Genomic DNA, 20,232 nt, shown 5'->3' on the forward strand with positions numbered 1-20,232 from the left:
ATATAGCTTGGAAATATAAAAATGGAAGATAAATTAGTTAAACTTAATGAGTTGAAATCTCAACTGACAGCTCATTTAGCAAATGATGGGCTGGATCACGGTTTAGTTTTAAAGCTTAGTCATGAAATTGCTGCATTAGAAGAAGGTAAAGTAAGATTTTCTATAGATGCAGGTGTAATTGATAGATTAGGGCAAGAACTTGTTGCGAGGCAGGAAACAGCAGTATCTGAGCTAGTTAAAAATTCTTTTGATGCTGATGCAGAATTAGTGACGTTGACTTTTAAAGATTCTGATTCAATAGGCGGTACTCTTATTATTGATGATGATGGCGATGGTATGACTCGTGACGAATTAGTTGACGGGTTTATGAGAATATCTTCTACATCAAAAATTCATAACCCTTTATCGAGAAAATTCAAAAGGCAACGAGCTGGTCAAAAAGGTATTGGCCGTTTTTCAGTTCAAAGACTTGGCTTAAATTTAACAATTATTACACAGGTCGCTGATTCCGATTTTGCCTTGGAACTTAAGATAAATTGGGATGATTATAAAAAAGATTCAAACCTTTTAACTATTTCAAATGAACTTGAAATAACAGAAAAGGTTAAAGAAAGCGGTACAAGATTAATTATCAGTGGCTTACGAGATAAATGGAGTCAGGCTTCTATTCAAAGAGTGTATCGCTATGTAGCTAACATCATGCAACCTTTTTCTCTAGCTGATGTTGTGACAATAGAAGAAAATAGTAATGAAAACATTGATCCTGGTTTCAGGGCTGTATTTTATAAGAAGGAAGGGAAAGAAAAACCTAAAATTGTAGCTGATCAAGCAGTAATGATTTATGACCATGCTGTTGCAGAAATTCATGGACAGATTGATAGTAGTGGAATTGGTATTTATACGGTGGATAGTAAAAAGTTGAATATTAATGAAATAGGTGAGATAGGAAATGATCCTGATGACTCCACTATTCCATTCAGTGAGCTGAGAAATGTAAGATTTAAAGCATTTTATTACATCTATGATTCAGACTTAATTTCTAAAATTCATGCTTCAAGTATACGAAAGCTTGCTGGGCGGGAGGGAGGAATAAAGTTATACAGAAATGGATTTAGAGTGCTTCCATACGCGGAACCCGGAAATGATTGGTTAGATCTAGACAGATCAGTCAGAAGAAGAACTATACTGCCTCAACATTCAAATATAAATTTCTTTGGTTTCGTAGAAGTTAAAGACCCTGATAACTTTTTTAATGAGACATCAAGTCGAGAAGGAATAATTGAAAATGAAGCATTTATTCAATTAAGAAACTTTGTTCATAGAACTATACTTGCTGGTGTGCTGAAAGTAGCAGCTATTAGGAACATAAAGCAAACACCTTCTCAACTTAAAGATGAAAAAGGAAATTATGAAGAAATAAGTGTCCGAATTAAGAATATAGCAAAGACAATCGAAGAATTAGAAAGTGAATTTGAAGACGAAAATGGTGGAAATAAGAAAAGACGAAAACGTAAAACTCAATCAATTAAAGAGGCCGTGGAAGAATTGGATGCTTTACATAAGTCAGAGTTAAAAAAGACTATTAAAGAACGTTCAATGTTACGGGTTTTAAGTAGTGTTGGTCTAACCGTTTCACAGTTTATCCATGAAATTAAACACCATATGGATCATATTAAAAGTGACATTTCTTTCCTTATAAGTGAATTAGAAGGAAATAAAGTAGCACTAGGACGACTCACAATACTAGACTCTAACTTCGAATCATTTACTAATTATACCTCTTATTTTAATGACGTTGTCTCACAAAATATTATCCGAGACATTCGCCCTCAAAATATGTTGAAAATATTAAAAAGTTTTGTTGACTCAATGGGACCTGATGCCTTGAAATCTGGAATTGAGTTATTACCTCCTAAGTTTAGTAAAGATTGGCTATATACAAAATCAATGCATCCTTCTGAATGGTCTTCTGTATTATTTAATTTTTATACAAACTCTAAAAAAGCAATTCAAAGAGCAAAATCAAATGGGAAGATATTCATTGAGTGCGGTGAAGAAGAGGATTTAATTTTTATAGAGTTTTCAGATAATGGCGATGGAATAGAGATTGGTGCTGAAGAAAAAATATTTGATGAATTTTACACAACTACAAGCGTAAGTTCATTGGCAGAGTTAGACCAAAATACAGAAATTTTAGGGACTGGATTAGGATTAAAAATTACCAAGGACATTATTAAAGGATATCGTGGGAATATACGTGTTGTTTCACCGAAAAATGAATTTTCAACCTGTATACGAATCGAAATTGGTAAAGCAACAGATAAGGAGTTAGATGAGCATGGCATATAAAATTGTTTACATAGAAGATCAAGATGCGAAATCAGTTATCCATGATTTATCACAGTGTGATTTAGAAGCAGTTCACTGCCATCCAGAATCATTTAAAGACACTATTACGGAAGTAAACAATACTGAGCCTGATTTAATATTAATGGACTTTAGGCTTATGCAAGGAGGTGGTGAAGTTAATGCACCTGCAATTGCTCAATATTATAGAAGTTTGTCTATTGATGATCCTACTTTATGTTTGCCTATAGTTTTATTGTCAAATGATACTAAGATCCATGGATTTTATGATGACTTTACTAGTCATGATCTCTTTGATTTTTTTATAATTAAAGAGAATTTATCGGAAAATAAAGAAAAGTATTCACTTCTAATGAAGGAACATATTGAGTCTTATAAATTAATTTCAACGTTGCAGGCTAAAGATAATGATTTAGCCGAATTATTGAGTGTCCCAGAGAAGCTAGAGCTAGACATAGATCCTCGTATCAAAGAAACTTTAAGAAGCAAGAAGTATCAATCTAACGTTTATATGGCTTCAACATTTATTTTTAATAATGTTGTTAAGTCTATAGGTGTCTTAATCGGGGAAGACGTTCTTTCTGCACGGCTTGGGATTAGTAAGGCCTCAGAAAGCTGGTATGAACTGTGCGCTCTACTTAAAGAGTGTAAATATAAAGGTATTTATTCAGGTTCATATCAAAGGTGGTGGGCTGATGGAGTTGAAGTCTGGTGGAATGAAACTATTGGAGAGTCAAATCACCTTAGGAGATTTAACTCTGAAGAAAAATTAAAAATTATTTGTGATAAATTCCCTGATCTTAAACTTCAAAAAGTAGAAGGTGATCCAACAACTAAAACAGATAACTTTTGGACTATCTGTCAATGCAGCTTCCTACCTGTAGATCCTAGCGAAGCTTTTGAAATTAAAGCAGACTTAACATTAATGCCCTGGCTAGATACACAATATTATTCTTATGAAAGAGTTAGAGATTATGACTTAAATGATGAATTAACAGATATTGAAAAATCTCGTTATAAAGAAATCGCTAGAGGGAGTTAGTCAAATGGAATGGAATAGAATTCGATATGGAAATGATCTCGCACAATTTGCAAAATTGGTTAAGAAACATGATCCAGATAAAATTTTTAAAAACTTGGATAGTATCTTAAGTGTTGCTCAAGGAAAATTAAATGGCGCTAAAGGAAATATTTTATCAATTGAAGCAAATGGAATAGAACTTATTCTAAAGAAAAGGATAGCAGGAACAATTCCATGCGATCTTCAATCAATTACAATTCTTTTTGAATCTAAAAGTGAGTTTGATTTATCTATAGATGTAGAAGTGAAAGATAGGATTCTTGATACATATAACTTTCAAATAGGAGTTAAAGGTATTAATGGTAAAGGAGAACATCATAACGCTTGGCATCTTGATAGAGACATACGTAAGCCTAATTCAGGATATCCAAGATACGATCATCCTCTATATCATTTTCAACCGGGGGGAAATAATTTAGAGGGAAAAGATATAATAGGGGCTGTATTCATTGGTGCACCTAGATTACCGCACCCTCCAATGGACGTTATTTTAGGTATACATTTTATTTTAAGGAATTTCTGTAGTACTAGAGATTATCCATTTTTTGATAAGCTATTTGCTAAGCCTGATTATCAAGATATTGTTAAAAGAGCAAAAGAGCGAATGTTTATTCCTTATTTTAAGGCTTTCAGTGAAGGCTGTACTAATGAAGATTATACGATGAAAAATGTATTTCCAATGGCTGTTTAAATGAAGAAAGATATATTTAATTTTTTAAAGTCGTACTCCTGCGGCACCCTAGAAACCAATAGACTAATTGTTTCGTCATTCTTGATGGCTAATAACGTTGAGGTTACGCGAAACAAATTAATTAGTTCTTTGTGTATTAATACAAATGATTCTGACTTTCAACAACTTATAGAATTTAATCATAAACATCAAATATTAACAATAGAAGATTTAATTACAGCATTTGAATTTGTCATTTCTCCTGAAGAAAAAGTCGTTACGGGCGCGATATACACACCTATAAAAATTAGAGAGTTTATAGTTACCAGTGTGCTATCTCAAACGTTAGATGATAAACCAAGTGTATGTGATATAGCTTGCGGTTGTGGCGGATTCTTATACACATCAGCAAAAACTCTTAAAGAAAACTTAAACATTTCATATAAAGAAATTTTTGAAACGCTTATCTTTGGGATTGACTTGATGGACTATTCTATTTTACGCTCTCAAATATTATTATCCTTACAAGCCATTATTGGAGGAGAAGATGAAGAGGAGTTTAATTTTAATTTATATGTAGGAAACTCATTAAATTTTGATTTTAATTCTGTAGTAAATAACTTTAGCGGTTTTTCAGCAATAGTTGGTAATCCACCTTACGTTTGTTCAAGAAACTTAGATGTAGTATCCAAGACCCTGTTAAATAAATGGGAAGTATCTTCAACGGGACACCCTGACTTATATATTCCGTTTTTTGAAATAGGTCTAAGCCTTTTAAAGGAATGTGGGTACCTAGGTTATATAACTATGAACTCTTTCTTTAAAAGTTTAAACGGAAGAGCATTGAGAGCTTATTTCAGCCGCAATAAATTTCATATGAATATTCTAGATTTTGGAGGCCTTCAAGTTTTTGATTCTCGCTCCACTTACACTTGTATATGTTTAATTCAAAATAACCCAACAGATAATATCTCTTATAAAAAAGTGACCTCCATAGATAAACTTAGTCTGAAAAGTCTGAAAAATATGACGTATCAGAAGCTAAATGATCATAACGGATGGTATTTTCAGTCATATAAAATTATCAATAAAATTGAATCGATAGGAACTCCCTTCTATAAAGTTTTCAATTCAAGCTGCGGCATAGCAACATTAAAAAATAATGTATTTATAATTGATTATATCGATGAAGATGAGGAATATTACTATTTATCTGATGGTGAGAGGGTAGAGAAATCAGTATGTGTTGATATTATAAACCCAAATAAATTTATAAGATCAAACAATATAGATAGGATAAAAAATAAAATTATTTTTCCATATGTTTATACTGAAAAAGGTATTTCTATAATTCCTGAAATTGAATTCAAAAAACAATATAGTGCTGCATACACATACCTTAAACGTCATAAAAAGGATTTATTGTCAAGAGATAAAGGAAAAGGAAATTACCCTGAATGGTACGCCTACGGTAGAACTCAAGGTTTAGAAAAAAGAAAATATAAATTATTTTTCCCACATATAACACCGATAATACCAAATTTTGTTTTAACAAATGAAGAATTACTTTTATTCCATAATGGCATGTCATTGATAAGTGAAGATAGAAATTCTATGTTATTGGCTCAAAAAATAATGCAATCAAATCTATTTTGGTTTTATATTATAAATACAAGTAAACCATACGGTTCAAATTATTTTTCGTTAAGCCGTAATTATATAAAATCTTTTGGTATCTATGATTTTAACGAAGAGCAAAAAGAGTATATCGTTAATGAGAATGATCAAAAGAAAGTAAACGAGTTTTTAGAAGAATTATATGGTATCTCTATCCCAGTATAAAAGCCCTTTCTGTCAAACTAGTTGTCGCGCTTGATATTTGACCATTAAATAGAGGCCGTGGAGTAACAATAAAACATTATTCAGCGCAAAGCAGAGAGTCATCGACTTTTCAGAAGATGATGCCACCAAATAAAATAGCAATAGCCAAACTATCTATCGATATGGGTATTGCTGAATCAATCTTGTATAACTGGCGAAAGTAAGAAATTGATAAGGGATATTAGGTGTCAGGTAATGAAAAGAATGCTGAGCAGTAGGCATCAGTAAATAAACTTTCAGTCGTGTTGGAAACGGCCTCTTTAAACCAAGCTGAGTTATCGCAATATTGCCGAAGCAAAGGTCTTTATGTAGAATAAGTATCGGTCTGGTTAAATTATTAAATAGCATAACATTTCTTTATTAATCGGTACCAAAAACCACTGTACCACTACAACTGAATCAACTCGTATCGAACTGGAAATCATGCTAACAGATATATTATCCCACCCATTTCTTATTTCATTAGTGATGATCACAATTGCATTTGTACTAAAAGTACTTGTTGATAAGCTCGCTAAAAATCGCTCAGAAAAAAAAGAAAAAGATATTCGCTACATCGCACACAATATTAAGCACTTTATTAATTTTGTAATGATGATATCGCTGCTATTTGTGTGGTCTACTGAAATTCAAAACTTTGCACTTTCTATTGCTGCTTTTGCTGTGGCGATTGTGCTTGCAACGCGCGAGTTTATTCAGTGTGTAATAGGCTTTTTTTACCTCGTAACAACTCGCCCGTTTAGAGTGGGTGATTGGATACAAGTAGGTGATTACTTTGGTGAAGTAGCTGAAACTGATTGGATAAAAACAACCATGCATGAAATTGATATACATACTTATCAATTTTCTAGAAAAACCATATACATACCTAATAATAAGCTGATTACCAGCTCTATTAAAAACTTAAACTTTGTAAAACGCTTTGTTACACATCATTTTATTATTGTTCGTCGAGAGAGCTTTAACCCGTATCCTATTCACGACACATTAACTGAGCAAGCTAAGCTGTATTGCGAAGAGTTTCAAGAAGTAGCAAGCCGTTATAATTCGATGATTGAGCGTAAACTTGATGCAAAAATATCTGGCCCAGAACCAGTAATTCACTTTGGTACAACCGATTTAGGTGAATTTAAAGCAAGCTTTACCTTGTTTTGCCCAACAGAAAAAGCGCTTGAGATAGAGCATAAATTAACAGAGTGCTTTTTTGCGTTATGGTACAAAGAGGCTGAAAAAAATAAAGAGGATGAAGGAGAAGCCTAAACCTCGCCTACACAAAGTAAAAATACAAATCGTAGGTGCGAATTTACTTCGCGCATAGAGCCCAGCTTAAAAGTAAAAAGCGAGGTGTAAAACCTCACCTACAATAAACATCAAGCACGTAGGTGCGAATTCACTTCGCGCTTGAGTAATATTTAAGCTGTACCACCAACTGTTAACCGATCAATTTTAAGGCTTGGTTGGCCTACGCCTACCGGTACGCTTTGACCATCTTTACCACAAACACCAACACCTTTATCAAGTGCTAAGTCGTTACCAACCATAGATATTTGCTGCATTACTTCTGGGCCATTACCAATAAGCGTTGCGCCTTTAATTGGTTGGGTAATTTTACCATTTTCGATTAAATACGCTTCTGATGCGCTAAATACGAACTTACCTGACGTGATATCAACTTGTCCGCCGCCAAAATTAGGCGCAAATACCCCTTTTTTAACTGAGCTTATAATATCGGCTTGGCTGTGCTCACCACCTAACATGTAAGTATTAGTCATGCGAGGCATTGGTAAATGTGCATACGACTCACGTCGTGCGTTACCGGTAGGATTTACACCCATTAAACGCGCGTTTAGCTTATCTTGCATATAGCCTTTTAAAATACCGTTTTCGATGAGTACGTTGTAAGCGGCTGGTGTGCCTTCATCATCTACATTGAGTGATCCACGGCGATCGGCCATGGTGCCATCATCAACCACAGTACACAGCTCAGATGCTACTTTTTGGCCCACTTTACCACTAAACGCAGACGCGCCTTTACGATTAAAGTCGCCTTCAAGGCCATGCCCTACCGCTTCGTGTAAAAGCACGCCAGGCCAACCATTACCAAGTACAACTTCCATCGTGCCTGCAGGTGCATCAATAGCCTCAAGATTTACTTTAGCTTGGCGTACCGCTTCTTCTGCAAATTCCATCCAACGCGGTTTACCATCAACAAGCTCTTTAAAGTAACCATAATCTAAACGTGCACCACCGCCTGCGCCACCGCGTTCACGGCGACCATTTTTTTCAAGCAGTACTGAGCAGTTTAAACGAATAAGCGGGCGAATATCGGTGGCAAACGTACCATCACTTGCTGCGATTAATACTTCTTCGTATACCGCTGACATTGAACTAATTACTTGCTCTGCATCTGGTGCTAGTTCACGAATATAGTTTTCAAGTTCGCGTAATAAACTCACCTTGTCGGTATCGCTCATACTCGAGATTGGCTGATGCGCTGCAAACTGCTCTTTAGCTTTAACATCACTAAATACTTTAATCGCTCTATCTTCACCAGCATCTGCAATGCTACGAGCCGCTGTAGCCGCTTTATTAAGCGCTTCAAGATTTATTGCATCAGAGTAAGAAAAACCTGTTTTTTCGCCGCTTACAGCACGTACACCAACGCCACGTTCAACGTTATAAGAGCCTTCTTTAACTAAGCCGTCTTCAAGCACCCATGATTCGTGGTGACTAGATTGAAAATATAAATCGGCGTAATCCACTTTATGCTGATGTATGTAAGCGAGCGTTTTTTCGAGCTCTTCTCTATTTAACTGGCTGTCGTGTAGTAAATGCTGTTCAACCGAATTCATAATAAATGCTCTCTAAATCGTTGATGAGACTGCACGGGCATATCTCGTCTAATTTTTTGTAACTGGTCTAAGTCTGCGCTGCAGCTTATAAAACCGGTGCCTGTTGGCAGTTCACTCAGGATATTTCCCCAAGGTGAAATAATAATACTGTGGCCATATGTTTGTCGGCCATTTTCATGTGTACCGTGTTGAGCCGCTGCAACCACATAACATTGTGTTTCTATTGCGCGCGCTGTTAATAACGGCTGCCAGTGTGCTTGCCCTGTAGGGACTGTAAATGCACTGGGTACTAAAATAATATCGGCGCCTTGGCGTACTAGTTCGTTGAATAAGCCACTAAAGCGCAGATCATAACATACTGTTAAGCCTATTTTACCAAAGGGAGAATCAACAACAACCACATCGCTACCTGCTTGGGTAAAATCTGACTCTCGATAGCTACCTGTTTGATCATCCACGTTTGCATCAAATAAATGTATTTTGTTATACGTTGCAACCAGCTCGCCCTGATTATTATATAAGTGCGATGCTGCATAATATTTATGTTCGTTAAATGGCTCAGGCATTGTTCCTGCATTTAACCAAATATTATGGTGTTGGCACAATTCACTAAGTTGTAGTTTGTATCGCTCAACTTGCTTAGCAACACGTAACGTATCGTTACCACTTTTACTAAACACTAAAAAAGCCTCAGGCAAACAAACAAGTAATGGCCTTGTTGTTGGGAGGGTTTTAAGTACGCGCTTTAAGCTTGCTAAGTTGTCATCAGGGCTTAGCCCTGAACACATTTGTAGGGCAACTATTGTGGGTGTGCTTATGTTTGCTGTTTTGTTCATTGCATTACTGTTACTTGAGCATCTTTAAGTTTTAAATCGACTGATGCTTGTGGCTGATTTTGCGCAGCTTGCGGTAGTGTAACTTCACGACTTTTTCTGTCGAGTTCTTGAACTATAGGATCGTTCATTTTACCCGTTACTTTAAAATTTATCTCTGAGATAACGCGTGCAGAGTGAATAACTTTATCAATTGCTAAGGCAGCAAGCCCTGTTACTGGATTTACCATCCATGCAACTATAACCGGAATGCTCGAGGTTACTTGTGGCGCTACAGCAAGGTCATAGTCTATATCTAGCGTATTTAAATTTGCGTAGCCTTTAATAGTTAAATCGGCGGGCACACCGTCCATTTTGGTATCTTTAGTGTAAGCGATACCTTCTTCTAGCTGCATAGAGCCTTGCATGCTGTTATAAAAAAAGCCCTTTGAAAAGACATCTCTAAAATCAAGTTTTAGCTTACGTACTAATGAATCAAGACTCAGTAACGAAAATACGCGTGCACCACCATCGCTAACTTCAGTTAAGTGACCTTCTCCTAAATCCCAAGCTATCTCGCCACTTAAACTTTTCACATCAAAATCATAAGGTGCTGCTTGCCAAGTAAGATCATAATTTAGATCAGCTTTAGAGTCCTTAATTGCAGAGGTAATATCAAACTCGCCAAACAATGCGCCTATATCATCACTTTTAAGCTCACCACTTAGCGTTGTTAAACCATTTTGCCACTGCCCTTTAGTGCGCAGTACATGATCTCCTTTATCGATTACAAGTTCTGATATCGATAAGCGCTCGCCATCACCTAATAATGACGCACTCACTTTATCAAGCTGGTAGCGATCAATTTTGCAGTCACTACATTCAAACTCAATGGCAGGTATTTTAGTAAGCCAACTCAAGTCTTCCTCAGGAAGTACATCTGTTATTTCAATTAATTGCTCGCTAGGCTGTGCAAAATTAAGCCTTAAGTAATCGGCATTAATTCGTATAGGCTGGCTAGGTTGTGATGTAGGAATAAAAACCCCAGCTCTAAGTTCTTTAGCATTTAGCTTTAGGTATAAATCGTCTTTTGATGGTGCTAAATGCATTTCAAAATCATTAAAGATGATGTTACTCGCATCAAGCATACCTATATTTGCGACCACCTCATTAAGCGGTGGCATAATCCCTTTTGATTTTTTATCTGGGTTTGATTTACCTGCTTTAATTATTTGATCTATCAGATCAAACCAAGGCACTAATTCACTCTGCTCAAGATTTATATTTACGCTTAAGTCTTTTTGGTTTAATCCTAAGTCTTGTTTTCCGAGCACAAAATGGACATTACTAAACTGTGATTTTCCATTTTCTAAAATAGCATTAAAGTAAAACTGTTGATTAGCGTTTGCTGTAATGAGATTAGAAATATCATCACCTTGTACTACTGCATCAAGCGCCCACACTTGTTCACTATTTTTATTATAAGGTGCAGGTAGATTACTTGTTAAACCAAATAGCTCCGAAGTAACTTGGGCGCGGTAATTAAAACCTTGTTCTTCAAAATTAAGTACTAAGCCAATATCAACATCACTTTGCCCGCTTAAATAATTTTTCAATATGCCTTGTCCACTATCTATTAGTGTATCGGCATCAATTTTGGCGTTTATATCTATGTTTGCTTGGTAATTTTTTGCATCACTTTTACTGCTGTAATCAATAGTTAGCGGCATGCCCAGCCACTTCGCAGTCGCATTTTTAAGTGTGATATTGTCGTTTTTAAAATTAAGCTCGCCAGTTAAGTTTTTAAGCTCAATCCCTGGCGTTGCTATAAATACTGGCAAGTCATTTAAATTAACCTTGCCGCTAACACTGGCCCCACCTTTAAATTTTGAGCCTACTAAAAGCTCAATACTGGCATCGGCTTCGCCTTTGCCCTGCACAACTTTAAAAATTTCAGCAAGAGGTTTGGCAATAGGTGTCGCTGCAAAAAAGTCATGTAACTTTTCCATTTGTGCTTTTTTATCAATTTGCACAATAAGTTCATCAGCATGCATTAAATCTGCAATGCTTACCTGTACACTATTACCAATATCTAAATTAACCAACTTACCTTGCTGGCTATATATGTCCATACGCTCATTATCAAAATGTAGCTGTACGTCGGCATTGGTGACCAAAGGCCAATCAGGATCAAACTCATAGGTTGCGTTGTCTATTTGCGCTAATACACCAAACTGGCCACTACCATCGGTGAATGGAAAACCAGATAAAGGACCTGCAAATAAGACTTGTGCTTTAGATACTTCTCCGCCTTTAATTGCGCCATTTAAATAGCTAACGAGCTCAGGGCTCATCGCTTTTAATGGGAAGTAATGACCTGCAATTTTGGCATCTGGGGCGAAGACTTCAGCGTAAAGATCTAATCGAGGATCATCTGTTAGACTAATTTGTAATTCTGCAGCAAGAGTGACTTCATCATTATCAAACCATATATTGTCACTACTTATATGCCAGCCATCATCTCGCTTAGCTAAATCTAGCTCTACATTTAGCTGATTATAATTTATGTCGTTACTAAAGCTTTCGCCTGTAACTAATGTGCCATTTTCGCCAAATAAATTTATTCGACCACTACTTTGATTAAGTAAACCATTTACTCTAAGTCCTTGTGCTGCAGGTACTGATCTTAATTCTTGCCAACCAATATTGTCAGCCTCAAACCATAATTGCCATTGCTGTGCATTGGAAAAATTTAAATAAGCTTGATCTATTTGCCCGCTAGGTTGACGCTCTAAAAATGGTTCAAGTGCATTAAAATTACTTAGCCCTGCTAGGTTACTCAGTAATTCAAAATCAACTTGATGGAGCCACACTTCATTTGTCGCCCCTAGTTGAGCTTCAAACTCTAAACTTGGCCATGCTTTATCGTTACTATTAAATGTTAAACCGGTGCTTTTTAAGTGCCAGCTATTTTGCTCGGGATATAGATGGAATCCACCTTCACTCAAGCTAACTTGTTGGCTTTGCTCTTCTCGCTGCCAACGCACAAAGCTTGGTAGCCACTGCATTTTTATATCGCTTACAAAACCTTTATCTAGTTTTAGCCACGCTTGTAAATTAATATCGCTATGCAGTTGTTGCTTTTGCGTATTTATATATTGCGCTAACCAGTTAGATACATCGACTTTGTTAGCCTGCACATAAATGTCGCCCGCAACTTGCTCTAGAGTATCGCCAGTGAGTGCTATGCGCGCATCAAAATCACCGACCGAAATACCCGGCAGTGCTAAGCTCCCACTACCAAGATGCTGCTCATCTTCATTTTGCCAAACAATATTTTTGAGGAGTAACTTACGCTCTTTACCGTCTTCTAGAACAAAGTTAATACTGGAATTTTCTATTGCAAAATGACCCGTTTTACCCAAAAACAGTTCTTCAATTAGCTCTTTTTGCTCAAAAGAGACTTCGTCGTTGTCACCGGTTTTAAATAAGTTGGTGATATTTACACTGGTATGAAAACCATTAATAACAAAATAATTAGATCTAAGTTGCAGCGCTTTTAAGCTTTCCCATAAGTTTAGCTCTAAGCTGGTTTTAGCAATGGTGAGTGATATTGGTGCAGTTTCGTTATCTTTAAACGATAAATTCTCTAATACTAATGCAGGACCACTGCCCTGCCAACTAGCTGATATTTCACCTATAGATAAGCTTATTTCAAACTTTTCGTGTAAATAGCTTTCTATATTCCCTTTGTATTCGTTTGCATACGGGAGGGTATATTTTAAAATTGAAACAATAACGGCCAGTAATACCAAAATTATGGCGCAGGTCTGCCATAACTTTCTAAAACAAAAAAAACAGACCGCTTTTGCTTTCATTACATCATTACCACATCAAACTGTTCTTGGCTGTATAAGCTTTCTGTTTGAATATTGACTTGCTTACCAATAAATAGTTCAAGCTCGGCAAGGTTATGGTACTCGTCGTTTAGTAAGGCTTCGCTCACAGCAGGCGCTGCGTACACCATAAACTTATCGGCAGCGTATGCTCGGTTAACACGCACTATTTCACGTAGTATTTCGTAGCAAACCGTTTCAACTGTTTTTTGTGAACCACGACCAGAACACGCAGGACATACATCACATAAAATATGCTCTAAGCTTTCGCGTGTACGTTTACGCGTCATTTCAACAAGCCCAAGTGCTGAAAGCCCATTGATATTTGTTTTAGTGCGATCTTTTGCAAGTGCTGATTCAAGTGAATGTAATACTCGGCGCTTATGATCCTCACTTACCATATCGATAAAGTCGATAATGATAATACCGCCTAAATTACGCAGCCTAAGCTGGCGAGCAATTGCAGAGGTTGCTTCTACGTTGGTATTAAAAATTGTTTCTTCTAAATTACGATGTCCTACAAATGCACCAGTATTAACATCAACAGTCGTCATTGCTTCTGTTTGGTCAATAATTATATAACCACCAGATTTTAGCGTAACTTTACGGTGTAGTGCTTTTTGAATTTCGTTTTCAACATCAAACAAATCAAATATAGGTCGCTCACCTGGATAGTATTCGAGTACTTGAGACAGTTGTGGAACAAACTCTTCAGTAAATAACTTTAGCTCTTCATGAGTAAGTTTAGAGTCAACGCGAATGCGCTCCATATCTTCGCCTACGTAATCACGTAGGGTTCTAAAGGCAAGCGTTAAATCTTCGTGAAGGATGCTGGCTTTACTGGTTTTTTTGCGACGAGCCGTAATTTTTTCCCACAGTTTTCTTAAAAAACCGGCATCGTGTCGTAATTCTGCTTCGCTAGCGCCTTCGGCTGCTGTACGTACAATAAAGCTGCCATTTTCATCGCCATATTCTGCGACTATTTTTTTAAGGCGTGAGCGCTCTTCTTCAGTTTCAATGCGCTGACTAACCCCGACATGGGTCGCATCTGGCATAAACACTAAATAGCGAGAAGGAATAGTTATATCAGTGGTGAGTCTTGCGCCTTTAGTGCCTAGCGGATCTTTTACCACTTGCACCATAATGTATTGGCCTTGACGAACTAACTCTCTAATATCTTGTACTTTTTTTATTGGTACGTCGTCTACGCCTTCAACAATAGAGGCACTATTTACAATATCGGATGCATGTAAAAATGCCGCTTTTTCAAGGCCGATATCAACAAAAGCAGCCTGCATACCCGGAAGTACACGGCTTATTTTTCCTAGGTAAATATTGCCTACAATACCTAGATTACCAATTCGCTCTAGCTGTATTTCTTGCAGTACACCGTTTTCTATTAGGGCAACACGGCTTTCGCTCGGTGTGACATTGATCAGTAATTCTGTACTCATGTTACCTTCTTAAGAATGTTTTTAATAATTGTTCGGTTTCATATAAAGGTAAGCCTACAACAGAAAAATAGCTACCCGCAATGTGAGTTACAAAGCGACCACCTAAACCTTGGATACCGTAGCCACCGGCTTTATCTTGTGGCTCATTAGAATCCCAGTAGGTATTTATTTCTTCATCAGTTAAAGTTTTAAAGGTGACATCTGTGCTTACAACACAGCTAAGCACATCATTTTGCGTCGCAAATGCTACTGCGGTAAGTACTTGATGTGTGTTACCTGATAAACGTTTTAATGTGTGTATAAAATCGTTTTTATCACGAGGTTTACCCAGTGATTCATTATCGATAACAACTACGGTATCACTACCAAGTACAGGGCGATCGGTATATCCAAGCTCTACACCGCTTTGGGCTTTCAAGCGAGCTAAACGCTCAACAAGTGCTCTAGGTTGCTCGTTTGGAAGTGGGCTTTCATCTGCATCAACACTAAATTGTGTAAATTCGACACCTAATTGGCTTAATAACTCTTTACGACGGGGAGAGGCTGATGCCAAATATACTGCGGTAGTCATTACCTGATCCTAAAATGTCTGCGATATTTACGAAGTAGTAAAAACACCCAAAACCAACTAACCATTCCGGTTGCTACTGGCCATAAATACTGTGGATTAAAGTAAACCCCTAACAAAAAGTGATTTAGCCAAAACTGCATTAAATGATACAGCGTTAAAAACAAACCAATTAATAAGCTTTGTTGCCAAAGCGAAAAGTTACGAATTTTTTGAAAGTTGCTCGCGGTTACAAATATACATATTGAAAATGTAAGCGAGTTCACACCTAGCGGTGAGCCAGATGCTAAATCTATTAATAAACCAACAACCCAAGCAGTACCAATATTTAAACGATGCGGTACTGCCAACGACCAATACATAAGTACAAGTAAAACCCAGTCAGGTCTAAATGGTTCAAACGAAAAAGGGAGCGGCATTAATGCCATTATTAACGCAAAAAAGATGCTTAGCGCAATTAACAATGAATAACGATTAATCATCGCTGATTTGCTCCTGTTGATTACGCCATAAAATAACCAGCAAACGAATGCGATCTAATTGCGCAATAGGTTCTGCAAAAACTTGTGCAAACGGGCGGCCTTCATCACGGTTTATTTCGGTTACTACAGCCACCGGGTATCCCTCAGGGAATGTGCCACCTAATCCTGATGTAACAAGTACATCGCCAATTCGCACATCTAAGCTGTGCGGAACGTGAGAGAGCTTAACGACGTTAATTTTACCTATGCCCTCAACAACCGTTCGCACATCGTTACGCAGTATACGCACAGGTGTGGCATGCGTAGTGTCGGTCATGAGTAATACGCGTGACGTAGTTGACCCTACTTTAGTTAATTGCCCTACTACACCCATCTCATCAATGACGGCTTGGCTTTCACTAAGTCCATCGGTGGTACCACGATTTATAACAACTTGATGGCTATACGGGTTTGAATGCACAGAAAGTACTTGAGCAATAATTTTACGATTTGATTGCTTTGCAGATGAGCCTAATAAGGCGCGTAGTTTTTGGTTTTCTCTGGCTAGAAATTGATACTGCTGAAGTTGCTCACTTTGTAGCATTTGCTTTTTTTTCAGCGCTTCATTTTCAGTAAGAAGTTGCTCTCGCGTATGCAGGCTTTTAGCACTTAAGCTAAATAATTCGTAGGGTAAATTAGCAACATAAATTAGTGGGCTAACTAAGGTATTGAGGCTGGTACGAACAACGGTACCACCTTGCGTATATCTGTCTCCAACAATGAGTGCGATACTCAAAAGCACTGCGACAAAAAGTCGCAGTTGCAAAGAGACTGTGCGTCCAAACATTAATTTCATTAGTCGTAACTAAAAACGTCACCACCATGAACATCGATCATTTCAAGTGCTTTACCACCACCACGTGCAACACATGTAAGTGGATCATCAGCAACAACAACCGGAATACCCGTTTCTTCCATTAATAAACGGTCTAAATCTTTTAACAATGCGCCACCGCCAGTAAGTACCATACCGTGTGCAGAAATATCTGATGCCAGTTCTGGTGGTGATTGCTCAAGCGCAACCATTACTGCACTCACAATACCCATTAATGGCTCTTGTAGAGCTTCTAGGATTTCGTGTGAGTTAAGTGTGAATGAACGCGGAACACCTTCAGCAAGGTTACGACCGCGCACTTCAATTTCGATTGGCTCATCAGTTTTAAACGCAGAACCAATTTGATGCTTAATATTTTCAGCTGTCGCTTCACCAATTAAACTACCAAAGTTACGGCGTACATAATTAATGATAGCTTCGTCAAACTTATCGCCACCAATACGAACAGATGATGAGTAAACAACGCCGTTAAGTGAAATAATAGCAACTTCAGTTGTACCACCACCAATATCAACAACCATAGAACCTGTTGCTTCTGATACTGGTAAGCCTGCGCCAATAGCTGCTGCCATTGGTTCTTCAATTAAGTAAACTTCACGAGCACCTGCACCCATTGCAGATTCACGTATTGCACGTTTTTCTACTTGAGTGGCACCACACGGTACACAAATTAGTACACGCGGACTTGGACGCATAAAGTTATTGTTATGCACTTGTTTAATGAAGTGTTGTAACATTTTTTCTGTTACAAAAAAGTCAGCAATAACACCGTCTTTCATTGGACGAATTGCTTTTATATTACCCGGTGTACGACCTAACATAAGCTTTGCTTCTGTACCTACAGATGCAACACTTTTAGGTCCACCAGCACGCTCTTGGCGGATAGCAACAACAGAAGGTTCATTTAATACAATGCCTTCGTCTTTTACATAAATTAGGGTATTGGCTGTACCCAAGTCGATCGATAGATCGTTAGAAAAAATACCACGGAGTTTTTTAAACATGAGGCTGGATGACCTTTGAAATACGTTCTTATATTAGCTGCCTCACTTTAACATGCTCAACTATATGAGCAATATAAAGCGCAGCGCCTTTGTAAATTTGTGAAAAAAGGAAGCAAAGCTTCCTTAATTGAGTTTTATCGTTCGCGAACTAAGCGAAAACCAATGTAGTTAGATCTAAAATCAGGCGCTAAAATTAAACGCGTAGATGCACGAGCAAGGCTTGGTGCAAAGTTCCACGCTCCGCCTCTTACTGCTACATCAGACTCACCTGATTCTTTATCGGTCCATTCCCATACATTGCCTACGGTATCGTATAATCCAAATGCATTTGGAGAAAAAGAACCTACTGGTGATGCACGTCTGTTTGACCATTCACTACCACACCAACCACAGTTAGCTAGGTTTTTACCAATTTCGTTACCCCAAGGGTATTCTGTTTCAGTTCCTGCGCGTGCTGCGTATTCCCACTCAACTTCGTTAGGTAAACGAAATTGCTGTCCTGTTTGACCAGATAACCACTCAGCGTAAGCTTTTGCATCGTTATAAGTTAAACATACAGCAGGAAAGTCACTGCCTTGCTCAAAACCAGGATTACGCCAATTTAAATTTGCTTCCCATACTGGTTCGCCATTTAAATAATACGCACACCCTTTATTTTTTTCCGCTTGAGTTTTATAACCTGTATTTGCTACAAACTTTTCGTAGGCACCCACGGTTACTTCTTTACTTTGCATAGCGAAAGAATTTGCTATTACTTTTTCAATTACTGGACGTTCATTAGCTAAACCATTGCCGTTAATATCGCCCATTTTAAATTTGCCTGCAGGAATAACGACAACCGGCGTTTCAACGTTTGCATTTAATACATTAACGTTTTCACTAACCTGGCGTGTTGTTACTTCTGGTTGCTCTCGAGTATAGGTCGGTGCAGCAATCGACTTAGGCTTTTTTACTAAATTTGCATTAATTGTTTGCGCTTTATTCAAATCAACACGTGCTTGATAAGGTTTATAACCAAGTTTACGTATTTCAATGTTATGAATGCCCGGCGGTAAACGTGTAATCAAGCGTGTTGAGCCAAAGCTTACACCATCGATAAACACTTCATCGTCGTATACGTTTGATCGTAATGTTAGCTCTACTGATTGATCCTTCTTCTTATTAAGGATAGAAGGGTAATCTTTTTTCACCGATGCAGGTTTAACTGAATAATCACGTACTGGCTGCTCATTTAAACGAGAAACCGACACTGTGTTGCTATTATCCGCGCTATTACTGAATGTTAACTGACTATCAGTAAATGTATTGTTATACGCTGGTTGATAAGCAGCCGTAAGTGGCGTGCCGTACTCAGAACAATAGCGGTTATCTATGCTTAATAAGCTACATAAACGGCTGCTATTAACTTCGCCGCGCATAGTTACGCTTAAGTTAACGTTGTAATTACCTTGGCCGCTAAATGCACTGTTAACTACATGGCTACTTAATATTTGTACTTGAGCGCCCGCCAAATTGCGTTTTGGCTCAACAATGCGCTCTTCTGTTAGATTTGCAAAAATTTGATCAACAAAGCGTTTAGTTGCTTTTTGTAGACCCATTTGCTGACCGCGTTGCTCACATGCTGCTAGCGTTTCTGTTCGCTTACAGTTAATAGTGTGGTTAACCTCAAGCGTACCTTCACGTGTAAACTCGTTACGTAAACGCTCTACGCGGGCTGTAGTTAATTGCTCTTTTAAACTTTCTAATGTATTTAAAAGCGTATGCTTAGCAACACGAATTTGTTCTATATCTTTACGGTGGGATGCAATTGCCGCCAACTGCATAGAAATGTCATCTTTATTTTGCTTATGATCAATCACCGCTTTTTGATAGCGTGATTGAGCCGCACTAATATTAATAGTGGGATCGTCAATTAAACGACGGTACATTTCGTTCATCGCATCGAGCGCTTGGTTTTTTTCTTTATCTAGCTCTGTAGAACGAGAACGAAGTAGCTCTAATTGATTTTGTAACTGACTTTCTTCTTTAAGATGTTTTTCAAGTATTCTTGTCGAGTTATCGTATTCTGTCTGTTTAACACTAATCTCTGAGTCAATTCCAGTCACTGTAGCTGTGTCTTGTGCAAATGCACTACTAGCTAACAAACTAGCTGAAATTAACAGAGATAAAGGAGTAATTCGCATATATTCCAGTCCCAAAAAGCGGCAATTATTTGGTCGTTATTATTTTTTATAATTAAAGCCTTATGCTATGTACTTGCAGCACAAAACACAAGCTTTGTTCAATTATTA

At 37.5% G+C, this 20,232-nt stretch carries 14 protein-coding genes; 5 read left to right on the plus strand and 9 right to left on the minus strand.

What is annotated here, in order from left to right; translation table 11 throughout:
* Nucleotides 1-21: 21 nt before the first annotated feature.
* The 5 genes from I6E85_RS02830 (at nucleotide 22) to I6E85_RS02850 (ending at nucleotide 7,259) form a co-directional block, all read left to right on the plus strand.
* The gene (locus I6E85_RS02830; protein ID WP_197120440.1) at nucleotides 22-2,349 is read left to right on the plus strand and encodes an ATP-binding protein; all 2,328 of its coding nucleotides are present in this window, start codon (nucleotides 22-24) and stop codon (nucleotides 2,347-2,349) included.
* Nucleotides 2,339-3,409 carry a hypothetical protein gene (locus tag I6E85_RS02835; protein WP_197120441.1) on the plus strand — a complete coding sequence of 357 codons (1,071 nt, stop codon included), beginning with the start codon at nucleotides 2,339-2,341 and terminating at the stop codon, nucleotides 3,407-3,409. Before I6E85_RS02830 ends, I6E85_RS02835 begins: the two co-directional genes overlap by 11 nt.
* A 4-nt stretch (nucleotides 3,410-3,413) precedes the next feature.
* Nucleotides 3,414-4,139 (plus strand): hypothetical protein, encoded by a 726-nt coding sequence (locus tag I6E85_RS02840; RefSeq protein WP_197120442.1) that lies wholly within the window; start codon nucleotides 3,414-3,416, stop codon nucleotides 4,137-4,139.
* Nucleotides 4,140-5,960: an N-6 DNA methylase gene (locus I6E85_RS02845; protein WP_197120443.1), complete on the plus strand. Its 1,821-nt coding sequence runs from the start codon at nucleotides 4,140-4,142 to the stop codon at nucleotides 5,958-5,960.
* A gap of 462 nt (nucleotides 5,961-6,422) precedes the next feature.
* On the plus strand, nucleotides 6,423-7,259 hold the full coding sequence (locus I6E85_RS02850; RefSeq protein WP_197236569.1) for a mechanosensitive ion channel family protein: 837 nt from the start codon (nucleotides 6,423-6,425) through the stop codon (nucleotides 7,257-7,259).
* A gap of 152 nt (nucleotides 7,260-7,411) precedes the next feature.
* Here I6E85_RS02850 and tldD read toward each other — a convergent pair whose 3' ends face one another.
* The 9 genes from tldD to I6E85_RS02895 all read right to left on the minus strand — a co-directional run bounded on the left by tldD (nucleotide 7,412) and on the right by I6E85_RS02895 (nucleotide 20,124).
* Nucleotides 7,412-8,851 carry a metalloprotease TldD gene (tldD, locus tag I6E85_RS02855; RefSeq protein WP_197236570.1) on the minus strand — a complete coding sequence of 480 codons (1,440 nt, stop codon included), beginning with the start codon at nucleotides 8,849-8,851 and terminating at the stop codon, nucleotides 7,412-7,414.
* The gene (locus I6E85_RS02860; RefSeq protein ID WP_197236571.1) at nucleotides 8,848-9,687 is read right to left on the minus strand and encodes a carbon-nitrogen hydrolase family protein; all 840 of its coding nucleotides are present in this window, start codon (nucleotides 9,685-9,687) and stop codon (nucleotides 8,848-8,850) included. The genes tldD and I6E85_RS02860 overlap by 4 nt, the downstream gene beginning before the upstream one ends.
* Nucleotides 9,684-13,541, minus strand: coding sequence for a YhdP family protein (locus I6E85_RS02865; protein ID WP_197236572.1), 3,858 nt, complete (start codon nucleotides 13,539-13,541; stop codon nucleotides 9,684-9,686). Before I6E85_RS02865 ends, I6E85_RS02860 begins: the two co-directional genes overlap by 4 nt.
* On the minus strand, nucleotides 13,541-15,013 hold the full coding sequence (gene rng, locus I6E85_RS02870) for a ribonuclease G (RefSeq protein WP_007586345.1): 1,473 nt from the start codon (nucleotides 15,011-15,013) through the stop codon (nucleotides 13,541-13,543). Before rng ends, I6E85_RS02865 begins: the two co-directional genes overlap by 1 nt.
* A gap of 1 nt (nucleotide 15,014) precedes the next feature.
* A complete protein-coding gene (locus tag I6E85_RS02875) occupies nucleotides 15,015-15,584 on the minus strand; it encodes a nucleoside triphosphate pyrophosphatase (RefSeq protein WP_007586343.1) in 570 nt (189 codons plus the stop codon).
* On the minus strand, nucleotides 15,584-16,063 hold the full coding sequence (gene mreD, locus I6E85_RS02880; RefSeq protein ID WP_007586341.1) for a rod shape-determining protein MreD: 480 nt from the start codon (nucleotides 16,061-16,063) through the stop codon (nucleotides 15,584-15,586). The genes I6E85_RS02875 and mreD overlap by 1 nt, the downstream gene beginning before the upstream one ends.
* Nucleotides 16,056-16,898: a rod shape-determining protein MreC gene (mreC, locus tag I6E85_RS02885; RefSeq protein WP_193371825.1), complete on the minus strand. Its 843-nt coding sequence runs from the start codon at nucleotides 16,896-16,898 to the stop codon at nucleotides 16,056-16,058. Before mreC ends, mreD begins: the two co-directional genes overlap by 8 nt.
* The gene (locus tag I6E85_RS02890; RefSeq protein ID WP_007586338.1) at nucleotides 16,898-17,941 is read right to left on the minus strand and encodes a rod shape-determining protein; all 1,044 of its coding nucleotides are present in this window, start codon (nucleotides 17,939-17,941) and stop codon (nucleotides 16,898-16,900) included. Before I6E85_RS02890 ends, mreC begins: the two co-directional genes overlap by 1 nt.
* Before the next feature lie 134 nt (nucleotides 17,942-18,075).
* Nucleotides 18,076-20,124, minus strand: a complete 2,049-nt coding sequence (locus I6E85_RS02895; protein ID WP_007586336.1) for a formylglycine-generating enzyme family protein — start codon at nucleotides 20,122-20,124, stop codon at nucleotides 18,076-18,078.
* Between the last annotated feature and the right edge of the window lie 108 nt (nucleotides 20,125-20,232).

Origin of the sequence: Pseudoalteromonas sp. NZS71 (assembly GCF_015864715.1) — a bacterium.
In the GTDB taxonomy this organism is placed as follows: Bacteria; Pseudomonadota; Gammaproteobacteria; order Enterobacterales; family Alteromonadaceae; genus Pseudoalteromonas; species Pseudoalteromonas arctica.